This is a genomic window from Bradyrhizobium sp. (genome assembly GCF_052389815.1).
Taxonomy (GTDB): Bacteria; Pseudomonadota; Alphaproteobacteria; order Rhizobiales; family Xanthobacteraceae; genus Bradyrhizobium.
In genome coordinates, this window is record NZ_JBQTHN010000016.1 from 123602 (window position 1) to 141410 (window position 17809).

At 62.2% G+C, this 17809-nt stretch carries 19 protein-coding genes and 1 pseudogene; 9 read left to right on the forward strand and 11 right to left on the reverse strand.

Annotated elements, in window-relative coordinates; genetic code table 11:
• Positions 1 to 8: 8 nt before the first annotated feature.
• The 7 genes from ACT4OC_RS04380 to ACT4OC_RS04410 all read right to left on the reverse strand — a co-directional run bounded on the left by ACT4OC_RS04380 (position 9) and on the right by ACT4OC_RS04410 (position 10155).
• Positions 9 to 2240: a DEAD/DEAH box helicase gene (locus ACT4OC_RS04380; RefSeq protein WP_444837740.1), complete on the reverse strand. Its 2232-nt coding sequence runs from the start codon at positions 2238 to 2240 to the stop codon at positions 9 to 11.
• Positions 2212 to 3528, reverse strand: coding sequence for an ATP-binding protein (locus ACT4OC_RS04385; RefSeq protein ID WP_444837741.1), 1317 nt, complete (start codon positions 3526 to 3528; stop codon positions 2212 to 2214). Before ACT4OC_RS04385 ends, ACT4OC_RS04380 begins: the two co-directional genes overlap by 29 nt.
• Positions 3525 to 5879, reverse strand: a complete 2355-nt coding sequence (locus ACT4OC_RS04390; RefSeq protein ID WP_444837742.1) for a TerB N-terminal domain-containing protein — start codon at positions 5877 to 5879, stop codon at positions 3525 to 3527. The genes ACT4OC_RS04385 and ACT4OC_RS04390 overlap by 4 nt, the downstream gene beginning before the upstream one ends.
• 301 nt (positions 5880 to 6180) lie before the next feature.
• Positions 6181 to 7710, reverse strand: coding sequence for an SAVED domain-containing protein (locus ACT4OC_RS04395; RefSeq protein WP_444837743.1), 1530 nt, complete (start codon positions 7708 to 7710; stop codon positions 6181 to 6183).
• A 7-nt stretch (positions 7711 to 7717) separates the two neighbouring features.
• Complete coding sequence (locus tag ACT4OC_RS04400) at positions 7718 to 8665, reverse strand: AAA family ATPase (RefSeq protein WP_444837744.1); 948 nt, start codon at positions 8663 to 8665, stop codon at positions 7718 to 7720.
• Positions 8665 to 9180, reverse strand: coding sequence for an HORMA-1 domain-containing protein (locus ACT4OC_RS04405; protein WP_444837745.1), 516 nt, complete (start codon positions 9178 to 9180; stop codon positions 8665 to 8667). Before ACT4OC_RS04405 ends, ACT4OC_RS04400 begins: the two co-directional genes overlap by 1 nt.
• A 9-nt stretch (positions 9181 to 9189) precedes the next feature.
• Positions 9190 to 10155 (reverse strand): CBASS oligonucleotide cyclase, encoded by a 966-nt coding sequence (locus ACT4OC_RS04410; RefSeq protein ID WP_444837746.1) that lies wholly within the window; start codon positions 10153 to 10155, stop codon positions 9190 to 9192.
• Positions 10156 to 10312: 157 nt separating this feature from the next.
• Here ACT4OC_RS04410 and ACT4OC_RS04415 point away from each other — a divergent pair, with 157 nt between their 5' ends.
• The 5 genes from ACT4OC_RS04415 to ACT4OC_RS04435 all read left to right on the forward strand — a co-directional run bounded on the left by ACT4OC_RS04415 (position 10313) and on the right by ACT4OC_RS04435 (position 12871).
• Positions 10313 to 10525, forward strand: coding sequence for a ribbon-helix-helix protein, CopG family (locus ACT4OC_RS04415; protein ID WP_009734077.1), 213 nt, complete (start codon positions 10313 to 10315; stop codon positions 10523 to 10525).
• Complete coding sequence (locus ACT4OC_RS04420; protein ID WP_444837747.1) at positions 10522 to 11151, forward strand: GNAT family N-acetyltransferase; 630 nt, start codon at positions 10522 to 10524, stop codon at positions 11149 to 11151. Before ACT4OC_RS04415 ends, ACT4OC_RS04420 begins: the two co-directional genes overlap by 4 nt.
• On the forward strand, positions 11148 to 11651 hold the full coding sequence (locus tag ACT4OC_RS04425; RefSeq protein ID WP_444837748.1) for a helix-turn-helix domain-containing protein: 504 nt from the start codon (positions 11148 to 11150) through the stop codon (positions 11649 to 11651). The genes ACT4OC_RS04420 and ACT4OC_RS04425 overlap by 4 nt, the downstream gene beginning before the upstream one ends.
• Positions 11648 to 12583: an ImmA/IrrE family metallo-endopeptidase gene (locus ACT4OC_RS04430; protein ID WP_291553993.1), complete on the forward strand. Its 936-nt coding sequence runs from the start codon at positions 11648 to 11650 to the stop codon at positions 12581 to 12583. Before ACT4OC_RS04425 ends, ACT4OC_RS04430 begins: the two co-directional genes overlap by 4 nt.
• A gap of 120 nt (positions 12584 to 12703) precedes the next feature.
• Positions 12704 to 12871 carry a hypothetical protein gene (locus ACT4OC_RS04435; RefSeq protein ID WP_444837749.1) on the forward strand — a complete coding sequence of 56 codons (168 nt, stop codon included), beginning with the start codon at positions 12704 to 12706 and terminating at the stop codon, positions 12869 to 12871.
• Positions 12872 to 12920: 49 nt separating this feature from the next.
• On the opposite strand, the gene ACT4OC_RS04440 is transcribed toward ACT4OC_RS04435, so the two are convergent.
• The gene (locus ACT4OC_RS04440) at positions 12921 to 13538 is read right to left on the reverse strand and encodes a cell envelope biogenesis protein TolA (protein WP_444837790.1); all 618 of its coding nucleotides are present in this window, start codon (positions 13536 to 13538) and stop codon (positions 12921 to 12923) included.
• 153 nt (positions 13539 to 13691) lie between these two features.
• Between ACT4OC_RS04440 and ligD the strand changes: the two genes are divergently transcribed.
• Positions 13692 to 14639 carry a non-homologous end-joining DNA ligase gene (gene ligD, locus ACT4OC_RS04445; RefSeq protein WP_444837750.1) on the forward strand — a complete coding sequence of 316 codons (948 nt, stop codon included), beginning with the start codon at positions 13692 to 13694 and terminating at the stop codon, positions 14637 to 14639.
• A 79-nt stretch (positions 14640 to 14718) separates the two neighbouring features.
• Here ligD and ACT4OC_RS04450 read toward each other — a convergent pair whose 3' ends face one another.
• From ACT4OC_RS04450 to ku, 3 genes are all read right to left on the reverse strand, one after another.
• Positions 14719 to 15183: a metallophosphoesterase family protein gene (locus tag ACT4OC_RS04450; RefSeq protein WP_444837751.1), complete on the reverse strand. Its 465-nt coding sequence runs from the start codon at positions 15181 to 15183 to the stop codon at positions 14719 to 14721.
• Positions 15180 to 15683 carry an NUDIX domain-containing protein gene (locus ACT4OC_RS04455; RefSeq protein ID WP_444837752.1) on the reverse strand — a complete coding sequence of 168 codons (504 nt, stop codon included), beginning with the start codon at positions 15681 to 15683 and terminating at the stop codon, positions 15180 to 15182. The genes ACT4OC_RS04450 and ACT4OC_RS04455 overlap by 4 nt, the downstream gene beginning before the upstream one ends.
• Before the next feature lie 63 nt (positions 15684 to 15746).
• Entirely contained in the window at positions 15747 to 16676 is a 930-nt protein-coding gene (ku, locus tag ACT4OC_RS04460) for a non-homologous end joining protein Ku (RefSeq protein WP_444837753.1), read from the reverse strand.
• A 145-nt stretch (positions 16677 to 16821) separates the two neighbouring features.
• Between ku and ACT4OC_RS04465 the strand changes: the two genes are divergently transcribed.
• From ACT4OC_RS04465 to ACT4OC_RS04475, 3 genes and pseudogenes are all read left to right on the forward strand, one after another.
• A complete protein-coding gene (locus ACT4OC_RS04465; RefSeq protein ID WP_444837754.1) occupies positions 16822 to 17217 on the forward strand; it encodes a hypothetical protein in 396 nt (131 codons plus the stop codon).
• Between the two features lie 46 nt (positions 17218 to 17263).
• Entirely contained in the window at positions 17264 to 17713 is a 450-nt protein-coding gene (locus ACT4OC_RS04470; RefSeq protein ID WP_444837755.1) for a hypothetical protein, read from the forward strand.
• 3 nt (positions 17714 to 17716) lie between these two features.
• Positions 17717 to 17800, forward strand: a pseudogene (locus ACT4OC_RS04475) (SOS response-associated peptidase); the annotation flags it as partial.
• Between the last annotated feature and the right edge of the window lie 9 nt (positions 17801 to 17809).

A 17809-nucleotide genomic window follows, 5' to 3' on the forward strand; every position in this document is an offset into this window, starting at 1 on the left:
CCGTTGGGTTACAAGCTGCGTGCGATTTCGCTAATGGCATTGATTTCGGCGGTGTTTTGCCGAACCCACAAGGAGCGCGCGAGCGGTCCGGGAACCTGATCCTTGAATTTGCCAGCTGCTATGTCCTTCACGAAACCCGAGAGCCGAGCCGGATCGACCGCGCCTTCGGTTGCGAGAGCCTTCAATTTGGGCTGGGCATCAGCGGCGTTCGTCTGGGCAAGCGTGAGCCCCAGATCATGTACTTGGCCCGGAAGGCCGGCCATCGCGGCGGCGGCGCCGAATACGGCCGTGGTCTGCGACCCACGCCAAAGAAACACGTGAAGGTCCCGCTCTTCCTGCACAAAGGTCGTGGTTTCAAGCTTCAGCTCGCGAAACATCTCACGCCCCTCGGCCAGCAACTCTTGCCCCCTGTCGTCGAGATAGGGCGGCACGTCGGACGACAGGTAGACCCGACGCATTTCCTCGGCGAGACGATTGTGGAGGCGTTCACCGTCGGCGCGTTCGAACCGCGGCACCACACCGCCAGGATGTGGCGCCACGAACAGCGTGTTGGTCTTCTCATCGATGTCCTGGACGATCCAACGACGGCCGGCGAAAACCACGAGGCCGTCCTTGTGGACCGGGTACGAGATGGGAAGGGTCCCCAGCGTCTTGCCGCCCACGGTGAGACGCCATTCCTCGGCCGATTCAAACACGGCGAAGAAGCTTCGCGACTGCACGGTCTGCTCGCCTTTTTCGGCCAGCATGATCAATCCGTCTTGGGATTGCTCGATGAACTTGATCGCATCGGATGCTAGATGGCGCAGAAGCCCGGCGAATTCAGACACAGAAACTTCCGCAAAGGGGCCAGGACCGCACAACAGATCATAAAGCGGACGCGCTCTTATCCCACCGCGCTCGGCAATGACGGAAAGTATCTGATGAATGAGCGTCGAGGCGACCTCCGGTACCTGGCCTGCCGGCTCGACGAACTTTTCCAGCAAGAGCCGGATGACCGCGACGGAGCGGATTGTGTTCGGCCGCAGCCGGTCGAGGGTGCCGGACTCGCTGTCGATATGAGGCTCGCGCACATAGATCCGCAGGGTCGATGGCGTGTCGCGGCGGCGTCCGGTCCGGCCTAGCCTTTGCTTCAGCGACGACAGTGAGCGCGGCGATCCAATCTGAGCTACGGACTTCACCGAGCCAATGTCGATACCGAGCTCAAGGGTGGATGTGCATATCGCGGTTGTCGGGAGATTGCCGTCCTTGAGGCGGTCTTCCAGTTCTTCCCGCAGCGTCTTCGAGAGGCTGCCATGGTGCGGGAAAAATTCATCGGGCACCTTGGCTTTTTCCGATCGCCGCCGAAGCCGGTCGGCCGTCGACTCGACCGTACGGCGCGAGCTACCGAAAACCAGGTTGTTCGAGCCGCGCAGGGTTCCAAAAAGGTGGTCCGCGATGGCATCCAGCGCGATCCTTCGCGGCACTTCTTCCGCACCCGATCCACCCTCGGCATGATCGGGGTCGTCCAATTCCGGCGGCTCGACATAACCGCGTATCTGCAGGCGTAATTCGGGGGCGTCGGTTTTGGCTTCGAGGATTTCAACTTCGTCGTGATTGCCCGGCCGAAGCCATTTGGCGGCCTGTGGCAGGTCACCGATGGTGGCCGACAGGCCCACGCGCCGGGCTGGTTTGGGCGCCATTGCATCGATCCGACGCAAGAGGCTGGCCAGATGAAGGCCGCGGGGACCTTGCAGAAACGAATGCAATTCGTCGATGACGATGAAGCCGGCCGTTGAAAGCAGCCGCCGCGCATCGCCGGCGCGCCTCGTCAGCATGGCTTCGATTGATTCCGGCGTAATGAGTGCAACGCCCTGAGGGTTCGAAATCGCTCGCTTCTTGGCCGACTGTGGCGCGTCGCCATGCCACTTGACGACGGGGATGTCCATCTTGTCGCAAAGCTCGTCGAGACGCTTGAACTGATCGTTGATGAGCGCTTTCAGCGGGCTGATATACAAGACGGAGAACCCGGCATCGCTGCGGTCGGCAACCTGAGTGAGGATCGGCAGAAACGCCGCTTCCGTCTTACCGGCGGCGGTGGTCGCCGCGATCAGGATATCGCGATCAACCTCGATGACGGAGAGGATGGTACGCGCCTGGATCTCACGAAGCTCATCCCAGCCCTGGTCGCGGATCCAGCGACGGATGGTTGGATGGAGCTTGTGATAAGCCCCTTCAAGAGAGTCGGATACTGGTGAGCTCATCGCCCTCCCCGTTGGCGCCCGCCTCTGCGGCATCGTCCGGTGTATCGGGGGCGATCGAAACCGTCTCAAGAAGGCTTTGCCACGTCGTGCCTGGGTTTTGCTCAAGTATGGAGAGCATGTTGACGAACGCCTTGACCGTTGAGCGTGGCGTACGGAAGTAGGATTCACCGATCTTACGGTTGCAATACATCATGAAGGCCGTCAGCGCCTCGTCGGGAACCAGGTGCTTCGCAGCATCGCCACTAGCGAAGACCGTGCGGATATTGCCGAGCAGAACCAGAAGATCCTCGGGTGTGAGATTTTGCAGTTGGATGACTGGCCCTGAGAAGTCGACGCGGCCCTGGCCGGCGAACACGTTTTCCGCCAGACGGGACTGCAGTGCCTCATAGCTGAAGACGCCGCGGCGGGTATCGAGCAGGAACTCCGGAGTGCCACACATCACGAAACCGATCCCCGACGTCGTACCCTGCAGCGCATCATTCACGATATTGAGGATCTGCTCGTAGTTTTGTTTGCGCGCTTGCGCGTTCTGTAGCTTGTAGATGTTGGCCATCTCATCGAACATGACCAAGAGACCCGCATAGCCAGCAACCCGAACGAGGCATGCGAGCGATTTCAACGACTCATAGACCGTCTCGTCGTCAATGATGGTCCGAACGCCGAGATCCTTTCTCGCGTCGGTCTTGGTGGAATACTCGCCGCGAAGCCAGCGGATCGCATTTTCCTTCAGCGAGCCGTTTGATTCCTCGCTGCCCCGCCAATAGGCCTTGAGCACCGTGGCAAAGTCGTAGCCGCCCTGAACACCGGAGATCGGCTCCAGCTTCTGATCGATGACGGTTTCGACGGCCACGCTTTTCTCGCTCGCTTCCTTCACGGCGTCGGTGACCAGCCTCTCGATGACACTTTGCAGGGCGCCGCCCTCGGGCTTGTTTCGGGTCGCCATGTTGTTGACGGCCTCGGCATAGAGCGCGCGACCCTGGCCTCCGCTGGCGTGAATGCGCCGGTTCGGTGACAAGTCAGCGTGCATGGTCACGCACTTCCTTTCGTGCGCGATCAAGCGGACCATGCCTGCGAAGAAGGTCTTGCCGGCACCATAAGCTCCGATGACGAAGCGGATCGCCGACCCACCGTCAGCAACGCGATCGACGTCGCGAACCAACGCGGCTGTTTCCCCCACGCGGCCCACCACGATATGCGGCAAGCCAAGGCGCGGCACTACGCCCGCTGACAGAGCCTGGATGATCGTATCCCTCTCCTTCGGACGGATGGTCCTGGTCGCTTTCGTCATGCCGTACTCTCTCTAATCTCAGCGATGCGGTCGCGCATATGTGGGGCGACCGTGACTTCATCTCCGTCCTCGATCAATGCTTCATCAAAGCGATCGAAAGACCAGTCGTTGATGCGTTCAATAGCCCCATCGGGCAGCAAGCGCATCTCGCGCGCGTGGCGATCAAATTCCGACCGGCTCATCGCCCCGCGCAGTTCAAGCAATTCGAGCAGTTCGGTATGGGGTCCGTCTAGCCCCTTCAGAGCGGCGGGCTGCTCGATCACAGGGAGTGGTGGCGGCGCTTCCTCCTCGAATATCCCGGATAAGAGCGCGGAGACTTCGCTTGTCTCCTGACGCGTGCGCGCGAGGCGCGCCGCGTCGAACCGAATTCCGCCGGGAGCAGGCGAGAGAGCTCGCGCGGGCGCCGGCTCCTTCGGGATGGGAACGCCTGCGACGCGTTTTTCTTCACTGATTGCGACGGGCTCATCCGGACGGGCGGCAGCCGCCTGGTGAAGGCCCTCATAGACGGCCTCTTTCGGCAATCCAAGCGACTTATGCAGGCGTTCCAGGAATTTGACTTCCGAAACGTCCGGCGTGGGATTGTCACCGACCACAGCCAAAGCCGCGCCGGCAATCGCTCGTCGTTCAGGTTCGCCCATTTCGGCCAGCTTGCGCATCACGCGGGCACGCTTGGGAGGGCTATTGAAGGTGGTGACGGCGAAGGCAATCAGGCGCGCCTGCTCCACGCCAGATAAATCTGTAGCGGCACGGATACGGGCGATCGTCCGCTGCAACTCTTCGAAGGATGCGTCGCCGTCCGCGCCGGCGGCCAGCACGGCGACCTCGACCTGCGCCCGCATCGCCTTGAACGGCGCGCGCGCAGCGTCGACCGCTCCGCCCCCTTGGGCCTTGAACACGAAAACCTGCTCGTCAGCGCGAGGCACGCTGCTGCCGTACCGCCGGTCTGGCTCGATCGCGACATCGATGGAATCAAGCGCACGGCCAAGGTCATCGGCGACCGCCGCGGGAATCTTGCCATCGGGTGGAACCTCGATCCCCGCCATCTGGAAGAGAATTTGGGCCGTGGTACTGCCGCGCCCTTGCTCACCCATCACAGACGCCAGCTGACGTCGGAATTCGCCGAAAGCGGCGAGCCCGGGTGTCCGCTGAAGATCATCCGGCAGCATCGCCGCCGCCACCATTGAATTGCGAAGAGCCGGCTTGCGACCTACGAAACGGCTGAAGGCATCGAGTTCATCCGTACATTCGGCGACCAATGCCTGCAGCTTATCGAGAGGCTTGGAAAGCCCGGACACATCGGGCCATTTTTGGTGCGTGCCATCGACCTCGACTTCAAATGCTGCGCTTGCCGCGCGATAGCGCAGGGAGATCTTGCACTTTGCGTTGACCGCAAGCCCCGCCGGAAAGCGCTTTGCAAAGCGGATGTTCCAGAGCCGGACGAATTCATCGAAGCAGCGGAGCGCGGGGGTCCTGAGATAGGTATCCGGCGAGGCCAGTACCCATCGCAACGCATCCGCGGCGGAAAGTGACGGCGAATCCGCGAGGCGCTCGCCGAGATAGAGGCGGGTCGCAAGATCGAGCTCTGGGCCACCCAGGCGCTCAGGTGACAGTGGCGGCAAGGGCAGCCGCGCGCCGTACCAGACGCAGGCCATCGCGACGAACGTGGTCGCGTAGCCGCGAAAGGAATTGTTGGTGCCATAGATCGTGAGCAGTCGCTCGACTTCACGCACGAGCAGGGCCGCATCGTCGCCTCGGTCAACGAACAGGCGATGCTCAAGCCCGTAGAAGAACATGAAAACATAGCCGATGCCGTAGGCAGGATTGCGCCGGCCGTCACGCATCCAATCCAGGAAGGCGCGCCGTGCGGCAGGCGACATGTCTGCATACGAAGACCAGTAAGGCATCGAATGGCCTTCGATGTCCGCCCCACTGCTTGCGACCGGCAGTGCAGGATTGATCGCATACTGCACGATCGCCTGTCCCGGCCCCGGAAGGTAGCTACCTAGGTAGAAGAGGCCGATCGCAATCTCAGTGTTACCTATGCGGGCCCGGTCACCGGGAGGAATCCATTTCGCCGGCGGCGCCTGCTGCCGACCCGTCCCGCCGGTTCGGACTTGTCGTCCAACCGGGGGCGACAATCCGCGATCCTCAACCGAAGATATGGATGGAGATTTCCTGCGGGACAGCAGATACGCCAAAAGGATGATGCCACCGCATACGAGCGCAAATGCGCTGATCGCCGTGGCGTTTTCGACCACGAATCGATAAACGGCCGAAACCGCCGCTGCCAGCAGGCCGAAAACGACCAGGAAAACTGTTCCGCCTGCGGAAGATGTACGCCGACGCCCCATGCTCGAAAATACCGCGTACGTCCTTCAATAAGAACTCAAAAACTATCTACGTAGGGTGAGTTTCGCACGCCATGCAACCAACAGCAAACCTTATCCCGCCAGGCTGGCGATTGTCGGCCCACATTCTGTCCCTGCTCTACCCCGCGCCGGTTCGTCCGGCACGGTTGGAACTCCGCCCGACGGTCATCGCCGACACCGCGCCAACAATCTCCGATCCAATGCATTGCATTGCGGCTGGTCAGGTCCCGCTTTTGCACACTGCGGGGGAGCTGCTCTATTCCACCGCCTTCACAGGCACGCTTCACGATTTCGCTTTGTCGAGCGGCAACGTCAAGGCGGCTGCATAGGAGCGGCCACGTCCGCCGTCGAAATCGAACTCGTATAGCCGGACAGTGCCAAGCGCCGTCTGACGCTGGCCGAGAAAAAAGGTGAAGGCATTGGGCGCAGCGACGAATAGATGCGTCAAGCCGGGTCCGTCGGCCTTGGCGGTGCGGATCGCGCCGGTCGCCGTGTCGGCGAGCTCGAATGCGTGGCGGCCGCAAGTGACCGATTGCGCACCCGAACCGCAATTTGGCTTTAGAATCAGAATCTGTCCGACATTCGGAAGAGCGGATTCGCAATATCGGCGCACATCGGCCGATACATCATGCGTCAGGCCGACCGCGACTGCGAGTTCCGGTTGATCGGGCCGAAGCACCGCGGTTTCGAGGACGAGGGCAGGCCAGGTCGTATCGGGGATCATGTCATCGGCGGACCAGAGCCGCCGGCCCGTGCTTCGCTGTTCGAGCTCCACTTGGCGACCAGACTTGATGTTGATGACGGAGCCCGCGGCGAAGGCGAGCGTAACGTGGGCGTCAAGCGCAAGCCGCAACCGCGGCTGGTCTTTAGCGGCAGCGAGGAGAAAGGTCCGCAATGCGGGATAAAGTTTGGCGTCCCAGTCCGCGTCGCTGCGGATGTAGCGTTCGTCGAAGGATGGAATCAGATCCAAGACCGCGTGACACCGCTCCTCAAGCCGATCGAACGCGTGCTCGAAGGATTTTACCCCGAAAACCCGCGGGCCACCTTGCGCCGCGCCGAGAAGATCTTCCCGAGCGCAGACGGCGCGGAAGCCCACGCGGTCGAACTCGAGGCGTCCCTGCGCCATCCATTGGAAGATGGCATCGTCATAGGGGAACGCACTCTGGTTGGCCGGAATGCGGCGCAAACCGACATAGGCAAACAGCAGGTCCAGCTGATCACGAAGCCCATCGAGCGTGTCGGTCGCCTCGCCGAAGGCGAGCGTGCGCGCAAGCAGCCGAAGTTCGGCCTCGTCAATGCCGAGATGCTCGCGCCATGCCTTGCGCACCGCACCGGCTCTGCTGTTGTCCGTCAGGGAACCATACAGCCGCTCGAGCCGCATCGCGCCGGAGCGCGTGCCGACCATGTCACGCAGTGGGTCGTTGCGATCGAGCCGCCAATTGGTCACCAGCTTGAACCGCACGCCGCTACCCTGCGGTGCATGGGCAAGTTGCGCATCGCGCGCCCGCTCCAGCAACGAGCGGGCATTTGCGTTGATAAACTCCGGATCGACCAGATGTGAGTAACCATAGCTGTCGGGCGTGACATGCCATTTGCACTGCATGTGCTCGCGGCGCAGTGGGTCACCATACTGATCGACCGCGCTACGCGCCGGGTCGTATTCGACCCAGATGTCGTCGAAACTCTTCGGCCCCGTCTCGAAACCCACGCGGACGACCGGGCTTTCGGGATCGAGCAGACGCGCCGCGTGATACCAGAACAGGCGCGCCTGGAAGGTGTCGCCGTCGCGCCGGACGGTTACGGCCTGGGACATAGCACCATCACCTCGGCATCTCGCCGTCCCGGAAGGGAGGCGTCGGAACCATGGACCGGGCGATCTCGACCGCGCGCGCGCCGTCGACCGCCCTGGTCGGATAGGCATCCAGGACAATGGTCGGCAGCAGCCGTTGCGTCAGGTCCGAGAAGGTGAAGCCGTAGTCGCGGCCACCCCGCTGCGGCCCGGTGGCCGAAACCAGGGCTTCGATATGATGGCGGCCGAGGCCGATGGTCTCCAGCCGGATGGACAGCACGAAGCGGCGCTGCTCGTCCCCGGGTCGCGCAAAACTCAATACGTCGGCCGCACGGCGCCGTACGGCCGGATCGAGCGCATTGAGGCGGTTGGTGCACATCAGGACGGCCGCCGGCAGCTTCGCATTGGCGATCCGGTCGATGCCGCGGATGAAGGCGTTCACGCCGGCCCGGTCCTCGTGATGCATCTGTGCCGCCTCGCGCGACTGCGCGAGCGCGTCGGCCTCGTCGACCAGCAGGATCACAGCCCCGCGCGCCCGGCCCGAGGCTGATTTGAGCCTGGTCGCCTCCGCCACGGTATAGTCGAACGCGGCCGAGAGCAGCTGCGTCATCTCACCGACCCGGCCCTGCCCGCGCGTCGACAGGCTGAGCGGAAAAAGCGAGATGTCGATCTTCTCCTGTCGCGCGACCGCATCGCCGATCGTCTCGGCGAGCTCGGTCTTTCCGGAGCCTACGTCGCCGGCGAGCACCACCAGTGAAGGCCGCCGCAGCACCGTGTCGAGCAAAGCCTGCGCACCCGGATGGTGCTTCTTCGCCCAATCGGCGAGGCCGCCGGGATTGACGAGCAGGCCGAGGATCTTCGCGAGGCGGTTCTTCTGCTCATCGAGCCCGACGAGCCGGGCGAGGCGCGCCTGTGGGTCGATGTCGGGATAGGTGATGCGGCGCTCGAAGAGCTCATCGAGGGTCGGCTTGGTGTTCATCAGAAGCTCCTCACGGTAGCGCGGTCGAGGGCCCTGCCCCCGGACGAATAGGTGCGGTCGTTGGATAGGTAGCCCGAGACCCCGGGCTCGGCGGCACCGTTGCGCGCGAACGGCAAGGTCGCCTTGAAGACGTCGCGCTCGGCCTGGCTGAGCCGGTCCCACGCCGCCGTGTAGGTCATATAGCTGTAAAATGAGGCACCGCTGATGTCGGCGCCTGGGCGGATGCGGCCGGGGTCGTCGTCGTTGGCCGACGCGCCGGCGAGGTCACGGGCCGTATAACGAAGAGTCGGCTCGATCCACTTGCCGTCCCTCTTGAAACCGTAAGTGACGGTGTCGAGATAGCCGGCCCGCAGCATCTCGGTCGCCTCGCTTTCGTAGTCTGCGATATTTTCGTCGGACGGCTTGCCGTAGAACCGCTGCATGCGCTTCAGGTCAGTTGCGACCTTGGCAGCCATGTGGCGGGCGTGGGTGACCGTGAAGGTTCTGCTTTCGGTGTAGCTGTAGCTGTCGGACATGGTGTAACCTCACGCCTGGAAGGAGGAGCCGAAGACCTTCTGCCAATAGGCGACGGTCAGTTGCTTGTTGGGAGCGGCAAGCGCCGCATCGATCGCGTCGCCGGCGTCGAGTGCGGCATCGACGATCGCGTCCGCGTTCGTTGTCGTGTAGAGGCGAGCGACGTTGTTCGTGGCGTTCACCGGATCAATGATCTGCACAGTGTCGGGAAACGTGCCGACCGACGAGGCGGGATAGTAGTCGCTGAACACGATCTGCTGCCGGAAGTCCGTGCGGGCGACATAGGTGAAGAAGTGCTGAAGCGCCTCCGGATAGTCCGAGAAATCCAGCCCGTCGTCGCAGAGCTTGGCGAGGATCATCTCGATCATGAAGGATTTGAAACGGAAGCCGTCCCGCTCCTGCTTCATGCGCCGGGCCCAGAACTTCACGAGCCGGACCACCTGCGCGAAATGCTTCTCCTGCGCGCGTTTGCGCTTGGCCGCGAATTCCAGATGCAGCGGAATGCTCGTCTTCAGGAACGAGCCGTCATCCTGGCTGACGAGGTTGCCATACCACTTCGGGTCGCCATCATAGAGGATCGGCACTACGTCTACATCGAGCCCGGTCCCCCGGAAGGAGACGGTGACGGAATAGGTCTGCGGCTTGACCTGGTCGGGACTGAAATTGGGGAAGGCCTTGCGTAGCCGCTCGGCCAAATAGTCGAGCAAAGCCTGCACGTCCTTCGGCGCGTCGGCGCCGCTGATGTAGCAGGCGATGTCGATGTCATTGAGAGAACGAAGCGCCGTGCCCTTCGCCAAGCTGCCCGAGAGCAGCATCTTCTTCAGCGTGAAGTCCGGATGCTCGGACAGATAGCCTTCCAGCTTCTCGCGAAGCCGCCGGGCCTGCGCCCGATACTCATCCGCCGCGTCCTTGGGCAGGTTCACTTTATCCTGCGCAAAGGTGGCGATTTCATCATGGCCGATATGTTGCCGTCCCATATTCCGCTCCTGTTTGGCCGGCTGGCCCGAGGGGCGGCGGCGTTGAGACTAGGACATAATAGCTAAATTTTAGCTATTCAAGGGGCTAAATCTGGCTAATTGTCGTTGACAAAATCCATTGATTCTCTATATGCTGCGGACAACGACGGAGGATGAGATGACGGCGAAGCGAACCATGACGCTGAACCTCACCGACGCCGAGATGCGGGTTCTGGACGAATTGTCGGCCCGGAAGGACATCACCAAGACTGCCGTGCTCCGGCAGGCCTTGCGCCTCTATCAGACGATCGATGCTCGGGTCGAAAAGGGCGAAAAGCTCTTGTTCGAGAACGACGCGACGAAGGAGAAGGCGGAGTTGATGCTTCTATGACGGTCGACGTCTCGAAAATCTATCTTCTCGATGTCGCGACCGGTGCAAGCGTCGAAGCCGAGCTGCGCGATGCGATCGAGCAAGCGCAGCTCGATGACTGGCAGACGAAGTGGCGCCCTGCCCTGCTGACCGTACTTCAGGAGCTCGCGCGCAGGGGCGTGCCGATAGACCAGTGGCCGCAAAGCTGGCACTGGGATTGGACGCAGAAGACGACCCGCGTGCAAGGGCTCTTGGCCTTCCGCGGGTTCAGCGTCGTCGCTCTCGGCGAAACGCAAGGCCTGGCTCAGGTCGATCTGACCAAGACGGGCCGGGAAGCAAACCAGCGCGGCAAGCCGCTCGTGTATGTCGATTACCTCGAGGTTGCGCCATGGAACCGACCGGAGCTCGGTGCCGCCCCGCGCCTCCGCGGCGTGGGCTCGGCCCTCATCACGGCGGCCATCGCGCTCAGCGAAGACGAGGGTTTCAAGGGGCGCTTGGGGCTCCATTCCCTGCCCCAAGCCGATGATTACTACCGCAAGATCGGAATGACCGATCTGGGCCAGGACGTGGCGTACCAAAATTTAAGATACTTTGAGATGACCAGCGAGCAGGCCCGCGCGTTCTTCGAACAGGAGGGAGAACGATGAAAATTGAACGGAGTAAGGAGTGGTGGATGGCTCGAGCTCGTCGTGAAGGCGACGCCGCCGTCGGCGCCGGCTTGCTGGCGTTCGATCCGGTACCGGACGAGCGTCCGACCACGATTACGCAGACCGCTGCGGCCGAGGAAACCCGAATTGCTTTCGGCAAGTTCGTGAACCTGATGCGACGCCGTCGCGGTCTTTCCATGGAGAAACTGGCCGAGGTCGCCGAGCTCGACGCGAGCGAGTTGCTCGTGATCGAGAACGAAGTCCATTATGTTCCGGAGCCGCGAACGATCTTCAAACTGGCGCAGACCTTTGAGGTATCCCAGCGGCGCTTGATGCAGCTTGCCGGACTGACCGCGGCGAACGACGCCGGGTTGCGGCAGGAGGCCGTCCGATTCGCCGCCCGCTCCGAGGCTATGCAGAAGCTGACGCCGGAAGAAAACTCGGCTCTCGAGGCGTTCGTCGCCGTCTTGAGCGAACAGGACCCCAAGCGAGCCAAGTGAAGAACGTCAGCCTCGGACATCGAACGATCGCCGATATCGACGGACAGGTCGACAAGGTCCTACGGGGTCTTGGCAACCCGGAGCCGCCCATCGATCTGCGTGTTGTCCGGGACCTGCTGAAGCTCGACCGCGGCTACTATTCGACGACCGACGACAGCCTTTTGCGGGAGACTTTCTCGCGCATGAAGGTCGCAGGTCTTCAGGTTCTCCTCCGCCCGACGCTCCTGCGCGACGCGGTCCAAAACCTCAGCCTGAAGGCCCTGTATTTGCCCGACCAGAAGCGGATCCTGCTCGACCAGGATCTGCCTGTCCTCAAGCACCGCTGGAACGAGGCCCACGAGATCGGCCACGACATCATCCCTTGGCACACCGGGATGATGTTGGGCGATACGGAACAGACGCTCACGCCCGCCTGCCACCAAATCATGGAAGCCGAGGCGAACTACGCTGCCGGCCAGATGCTTTTTCTCGCTGGTCGCTTCGTCTCCGAAGCGATCTCGTCGAGCCCGAGCCTTGCGTTCGTCAAAAGCTTGAGCAAGGGGTTCGGCAACACCATGACGTCCACGCTCTGGCGCTTCGTCGAACAGGGCCATGGTGGCCGGCCGATCGTCGCCCTGGTCACAGGCCATCCGCATCCGGCACGGCGCAAGACCGATTTCGATCCTGCGAACCCATGCCGCTATTGCGTGGAATCTCCCCCATTCCGCCAACGTTTTGGCTCGCTGCGCGAGACCGATCTGTTCGCGACGATCGTCGGCTATTGTGGCGCGCAACGAGGCGGTAGCCTCGGTCGGAGCGAGGTGCTCCTGGCGGACCTCAACGGAGACCGACACGTTTTCGATTTCGAGACGTTCTTCAATCGCCACGAGGCTTTGACGCTCGGTCATTGGTTGCGCTCGCATAACGCGCAGATGCCCGTGCAGGCATTCTGAAAACGGTTTCGCGAGAACAGGCGAACCGGAGCGCGATTCGAAAGAAGGTGAGTATCGCGCGAAGTCGGCCGAGGGAAAGGTCCGCCACCCGTTTTTCCGAGGCCTGCGGGAGGACCTGTGATGGATGCATTCGACCGCTTCTGGCAGTGGGCCAACAAACCCTTGGAAAGTCAGCTGACGATTCCGGCCGAAGTACATCGGGCCGTCATGGAGCTCGCTCCTGAGGACCGACGGGACCGCGCCGCGGTCAACCAAGCCGCAGCACGCGTGCTGCATCCCGAACGATGAACGCTTGAAGGGGACCGCTGGCCTTCACGCGTGGGCGCCGGCACAGAAACTAACCCCGCGCGCGCCGCAAGGCGCCTTGCAATCGCTCTTTCTCCTTATCCCAGCGGGCTTCTTCGGTTTGCGATCTCTTCTGAAGAGCCTCGACCTCAGCCTGGATGGCGGCCGACCGCTTCGCGTGATTCTGCTCGGCCTTGTCCAAAGCAGCCTGTGCCTTGTCGACCGCCTGCTGACGGCGTTCACGCTCCTTCTGCCTCGCGGCCTCCTCCCTCGCCCGTTCAACATCGCGGCGCTTCTGTTCCCGTTCGTAGGCGAGAGCGGCCTTTCGCTCCGCAGCCTCGTCGACAGGGCGAGAGGAAGGCCTCTTCGCCTTTGGGCCCTTCGACTTGCGGGCGGCTTTCGTCGGTCTTTTGCCGTCGCCCAGATTGGTGGGCAATTCCGCATGCTCGCTGAACGATCCGTCGGATCCAACCGGGCGCCTGAGAACGACGCCAGGCTTCTTCATGGCCGCAGCGATGACGTCCGGATCGTCACTCTCCTTCGCTGCGCCCTGGTGGAAGAGATTGCTGTCGGCGCCCCACGCTTCCAGAGCCGCTTTCATGGAGGGCGCGGCGATCGCCAGATCGAAGAAACCCAGCGAAGTCTGGTAGGTCTTGAGTTTTCTGGCCATCGGTCTGATCAGCCCTTCCGGATCGATAGTCAACATCGCACACTCTGGGATTTGTCGCGGCGTCTGACGGAACATGCCATGCCCTTGAGCGTTCCCTCATTCTTGAAGGACGTCCATGCATTACGCAACGCGCTCTGAAGGATTGGCCCTTGAATGAGCCGGACGTCGACCCTGCCCAAGCGCTTACAGCCGATGCTCGCTACGCTCACCGACGCGCCGTTCGACGACCCCGGCTGGGTTTTTGAGGACAAGTACGATGGCTTCCGGATGATCGCGGAAATCCGGCGGGGCAAGGTTTCGCTCTACAGCCGCAATGGCAAGATCATCAGCCGCAGCTATATCGAGGTCGCCAAAGCGCTGGAGGGCGTGAAGGGTGACGCCGTCATCGATGGCGAGCTCGTCGCGATCGGAAAGGACGGCGTCTCGCATTTCCAGCTGCTTCAAAACGCGCTGCGCCATGAAGCGAAGCTGCTGTATTGCGCCTTCGATCTCATGTTTCAGAACACAGCGGACTTGCGCAAACGGCCTCTTCTCGAGCGCAAGGAGCGGCTGAAAGCGATCCTGCCGCGCCACCGTCTGATCGCCTTCAGCCGCCACCGCAAAGCGAACGGCACGAAATTTTTCGCCGAAGCCGAGCGGAAGGGTCTGGAAGGTGTCATGGCGAAGCGCGCCGACAGCGCGTATGCATCCGGAAGCCGGACCCCGGATTGGCTGAAGATCAAGACGGCAAAGCGACAGGAAGTGGTGATCGCCGGCTTCACGGCGCCCAGGCGCACTAGGCCATTCTTCGGCGCCCTGGTCCTCGCCGTGCGTGAAGACGACGCATGGCGCTACATCGGACATGTCGGCACTGGCTTCAGCCACAAGGTCCTGGAAGACCTCCATGCCAGGCTCGTGAAGCTGATGACCCCTAGATCACCCTTCCCTGCCAAAGTGAAGGACGAGGCCGCCACAACCTGGGTCAGGCCCTCGTTGGTTGCCGAAGTCAAATTCGCGGAGTGGACGAGCAAGGGCGAGCTGCGCCAGCCCGTCTACCTCGGGCTCAGGTCCGACAAGCGGGCGAAGGATGTCGTGCACGAGCGAGAACGTCCCCGCACATAGCCCTTCCCTTCTGGCGTACCGGCAACCGGACCGAACTAACGCATTCGCCTCGCTGTGAATTCCGTTCGCAGTGGTGCGCTCAGTCCCCTCCAAGGTCGTCGATTTCCGGTCGCATGCCCTCAGGCGTGACTACGAGCGTCGCAAGCGTGATCGGCAGCTTGAAGCGTCGCGGTCCCGCGCTGCCGGGATTCAGGTAGAGAACGCCACCTACCGTGTCGATCTTCGGCACGTGGGAATGCCCGGAGACAATGACGTCGATGCCGGCGCCAAGATCGGCCTGCAGCGTCTTCAGGTCGTGCAGAACGTAGATCGACTTTGCCGCCAGGCGCACGAGTTTCGTGTCGGGATATTGGTGGGCCCACTCGCCGATGTCCACGTTTCCACGGATGGCCGTGACGGGCGCGATCCGGCGAAGCGCGTCGACGATCTCGGGGCGCCCGATGTCGCCGGCATGGATGATGTGATCGACGCCCGTCAGGCCTCGTTCCGCCTCGTGCCTCAACAGGCCGTGCGTGTCTGAAATGATTCCAATCCTGAACGTCATTTCCCGGCGCTCTCAACCGCGATCGCCAAAAGACGATCGAGAAGCTCTACCTGAGCGGACAGCATCTTCGTCCGCGCAAACTCGATATCGAACCAGTCCGCGCGGTCGACTTCGGGAAAGCTCTGTCGTCGACCGCTTCGGGGCGGCCATTCGATATCGAAGGTATTGCTGGTCAGCGCCGCCGGGTCAAAATGGCCTTCTCCGGCGAATGCGATGACGCGCTTCCCTCCTTGCTGCCGGATCTCCCCCAGCGGCAGGAGTGGACCAATCGAAGCGCTCGGGCCGAGCTCCTCGGCAAACTCGCGCCGCGCGACCTGCTCTGGAGCATCCGCGGAATCGATTTCGCCCTTCGGGATGGACCAGGCGCCATTATCCTTCTTGCGCCAGAACGGACCGCCGGGATGAACGAGCAGAACCTCAAGCCCGCGAGCGCCATTGCGGTAGGGGAGAATGCCCGCACTCAACATCGATCTCCTGGAAGTCTTTTTCAGCGCAGCCATATCGCTCCCTGCTGCGGACACGAAGTAACGGCCGTCTGGCGTCACTGAATGCTTAACGACACGCTAGGCTGACTTCCGCTGCGGCCTGGTCGCTGGCTTCTTCGCGGCCTCCTTGGCCGGTTTCTTGCCGGCAATCGGCATCAGCATTTCCTTCTGCCCGGCCGCTGCCTTGCGCACTTTCTTGACGGGCTTCTTTGGCGCCTCTGTCGCTGGCGCCGAACCTCCTCCGATGCTCTTGCGCAGAGCGTCCATCAGATCCACCACGTTCTCGCCGCGGGGACGCGCTTTCGCGGTGATGGGTTTGCCGGCGCGCTTCTGGTTGATGAGATCGATGAGGGCGGTTTCGTACTGGTCCTCGAACTTGTCCGGCTCGAAATGGCCCGCCTTTTGATTAACGATGTGCTTCGCGAGGTCGAGCATGTCCTTCGTGACTTTCACATCCTGGATATCGTCGAAATACTCGTCCGCGGAACGGACTTCGTAGGGATAGCGCAACAGCGTCCCCATCAGCCCCTTGTCGAGCGGCTCGAGTGCAATGATGTGCTCGCGATTGGTCAGCACCACACGGCCGATTGCGACCTTGTTCATCTCCCGGATGGTTTCGCGAATGACGGCGAAAGCGTCGTGCCCGACCTTGCCGTCGGGGCGCAAATAGTAAGGCCGGATGAGATATCTCGGATCGATCTCGCTGCGGTCGACGAACTCGTCGATCTCGATGGTTCGCGTCGATTCCAGCGCGACGTTCTCGAGCTCCTCCTTCGTCACCTCGATGAAGGTATCGGTGTCGACCTTGTAGCCCTTGACGATGTCCTCGTTGGCGACCTCCTCGCCGGTGTCAGCATCCACCTTGGCGTACTTGATGCGATGGCCGGTCTTCCGGTTGAGCTGGTTGAAAGACACTTTTTCGGATTCCGACGTGGCCGGATAGAGCGCGATCGGACAGGTGACGAGGGAAAGACGCAGGAAGCCTTTCCAGTTCGCGCGAGGGGCCATGGCGGGGGAACTCCATTACTGATGCCGGATTCAAGACGAACGGCCCAGCTTGGTTCCGACATCGTGCCCCCTTCCAACTGGATGATTTTTCTCGGGTGGGGCTTGAGTGGACTCGACTTTTGTTCTTCTTATGTTCTAATTCGGAATGACCGACCGACCCGCGAGCTGGCGCATGCCGACCCCGAAACAGATGGAAAAACTGGCCGCTGAAGCCGCTCGTAGGCCGGGCCCATCCGCTGCGGCTCCAGACGCACCCCTCCCGGCCGAATACTGGGAATCGGTCCTCAAAGACCCTCGCGCCGGCGCCACCGGGGCCCAGATGCGGCAGCGACGTCTGTCGGAAATCCAGCGCCACGTCCTGCGCGTCTCCTGCCGCCGCTGCGAGCGGATCGTGGAAATCCAGACTGCCGATGCAGTCCGATTGTACGGCGGCAACGCGGTCTGGAAGGACGTCGCGCAGCGGCTGCTCGACAAAACCTGCCAACAGCGTACCGGCAGGCATGAAGAAGACGGGTGCTGGCCGGCGTTCGAGACGCCGTAGCCCGCTCCGGATCGCCGATCCGATTTCTTGGCGCCTGAGTGTCCGGATGGCCCCGAAGTATCACCCTACGCCCCTATCGAGCGGCGATCGCAAGGCTCTGGCGAAAGAGCTTGGCAAGGCACGCGCGATGGCCAACATCCTGGCCGCCCAATCGGCTGAGATGCGGGCCAAAGGTGAGGCGATGATCCAGCAGGCCGACAGACTTCTGTGCGAAAGCTGGAACGAGCGGATGTGGAGCGACGGCGAACCGATAGATCCGTCGCCGACCATCGACCAGGCTGTGAATGGAGGCTTCCCCTGGCTGGAGATCAGGTGCGCGCGCTGCAAGACGCCGAGCGACGTGGACCTCGCTGCGATGAAGCACCCGCCCACCACCTTCGTGCATGATCTCGCCAGCCGGCTGCGCTGCCGCAAATGCGCCAAGGCGGGCCGCCGTCCATCCGCGACTTTGCTACAGTTGACGTGGCAGCCGCGCCACACTCGAACCGAATCCTGATCGATGTGCAATCTTTATTCGATCACGACAAACCAAGCTTCCATTAGTGCGCTGTTTCGCATCGTAAACCGATACGTCGGCAATCTCGGGTAGGTC

Coding starts and splice junctions, on each gene's coding strand:
- ACT4OC_RS04470 (WP_444837755.1), top strand. CDS start 17,264: ATGGCCCCGAAGTATCACCCTACGCCCCTATCGAGCGGCGATCGCAAG.
- ACT4OC_RS04440 (WP_444837790.1), bottom strand. CDS start 13,538: ATGGCCAGAAAACTCAAGACCTACCAGACTTCGCTGGGTTTCTTCGAT.
- ACT4OC_RS04455 (WP_444837752.1), bottom strand. CDS start 15,683: ATGGCTGCGCTGAAAAAGACTTCCAGGAGATCGATGTTGAGTGCGGGC.
- ACT4OC_RS04435 (WP_444837749.1), top strand. CDS start 12,704: ATGGATGCATTCGACCGCTTCTGGCAGTGGGCCAACAAACCCTTGGAA.
- ACT4OC_RS04450 (WP_444837751.1), bottom strand. CDS start 15,183: ATGACGTTCAGGATTGGAATCATTTCAGACACGCACGGCCTGTTGAGG.
- ACT4OC_RS04425 (WP_444837748.1), top strand. CDS start 11,148: ATGAAAATTGAACGGAGTAAGGAGTGGTGGATGGCTCGAGCTCGTCGT.
- ACT4OC_RS04395 (WP_444837743.1), bottom strand. CDS start 7,710: ATGTCCCAGGCCGTAACCGTCCGGCGCGACGGCGACACCTTCCAGGCG.
- ACT4OC_RS04400 (WP_444837744.1), bottom strand. CDS start 8,665: ATGAACACCAAGCCGACCCTCGATGAGCTCTTCGAGCGCCGCATCACC.
- ACT4OC_RS04405 (WP_444837745.1), bottom strand. CDS start 9,180: ATGTCCGACAGCTACAGCTACACCGAAAGCAGAACCTTCACGGTCACC.
- ACT4OC_RS04420 (WP_444837747.1), top strand. CDS start 10,522: ATGACGGTCGACGTCTCGAAAATCTATCTTCTCGATGTCGCGACCGGT.
- ACT4OC_RS04410 (WP_444837746.1), bottom strand. CDS start 10,155: ATGGGACGGCAACATATCGGCCATGATGAAATCGCCACCTTTGCGCAG.
- ACT4OC_RS04465 (WP_444837754.1), top strand. CDS start 16,822: ATGACCGACCGACCCGCGAGCTGGCGCATGCCGACCCCGAAACAGATG.
- ACT4OC_RS04385 (WP_444837741.1), bottom strand. CDS start 3,528: ATGACGAAAGCGACCAGGACCATCCGTCCGAAGGAGAGGGATACGATC.
- ku (WP_444837753.1), bottom strand. CDS start 16,676: ATGGCCCCTCGCGCGAACTGGAAAGGCTTCCTGCGTCTTTCCCTCGTC.
- ligD (WP_444837750.1), top strand. CDS start 13,692: ATGAGCCGGACGTCGACCCTGCCCAAGCGCTTACAGCCGATGCTCGCT.
- ACT4OC_RS04380 (WP_444837740.1), bottom strand. CDS start 2,240: ATGAGCTCACCAGTATCCGACTCTCTTGAAGGGGCTTATCACAAGCTC.
- ACT4OC_RS04390 (WP_444837742.1), bottom strand. CDS start 5,879: ATGGGGCGTCGGCGTACATCTTCCGCAGGCGGAACAGTTTTCCTGGTC.
- ACT4OC_RS04415 (WP_009734077.1), top strand. CDS start 10,313: ATGACGGCGAAGCGAACCATGACGCTGAACCTCACCGACGCCGAGATG.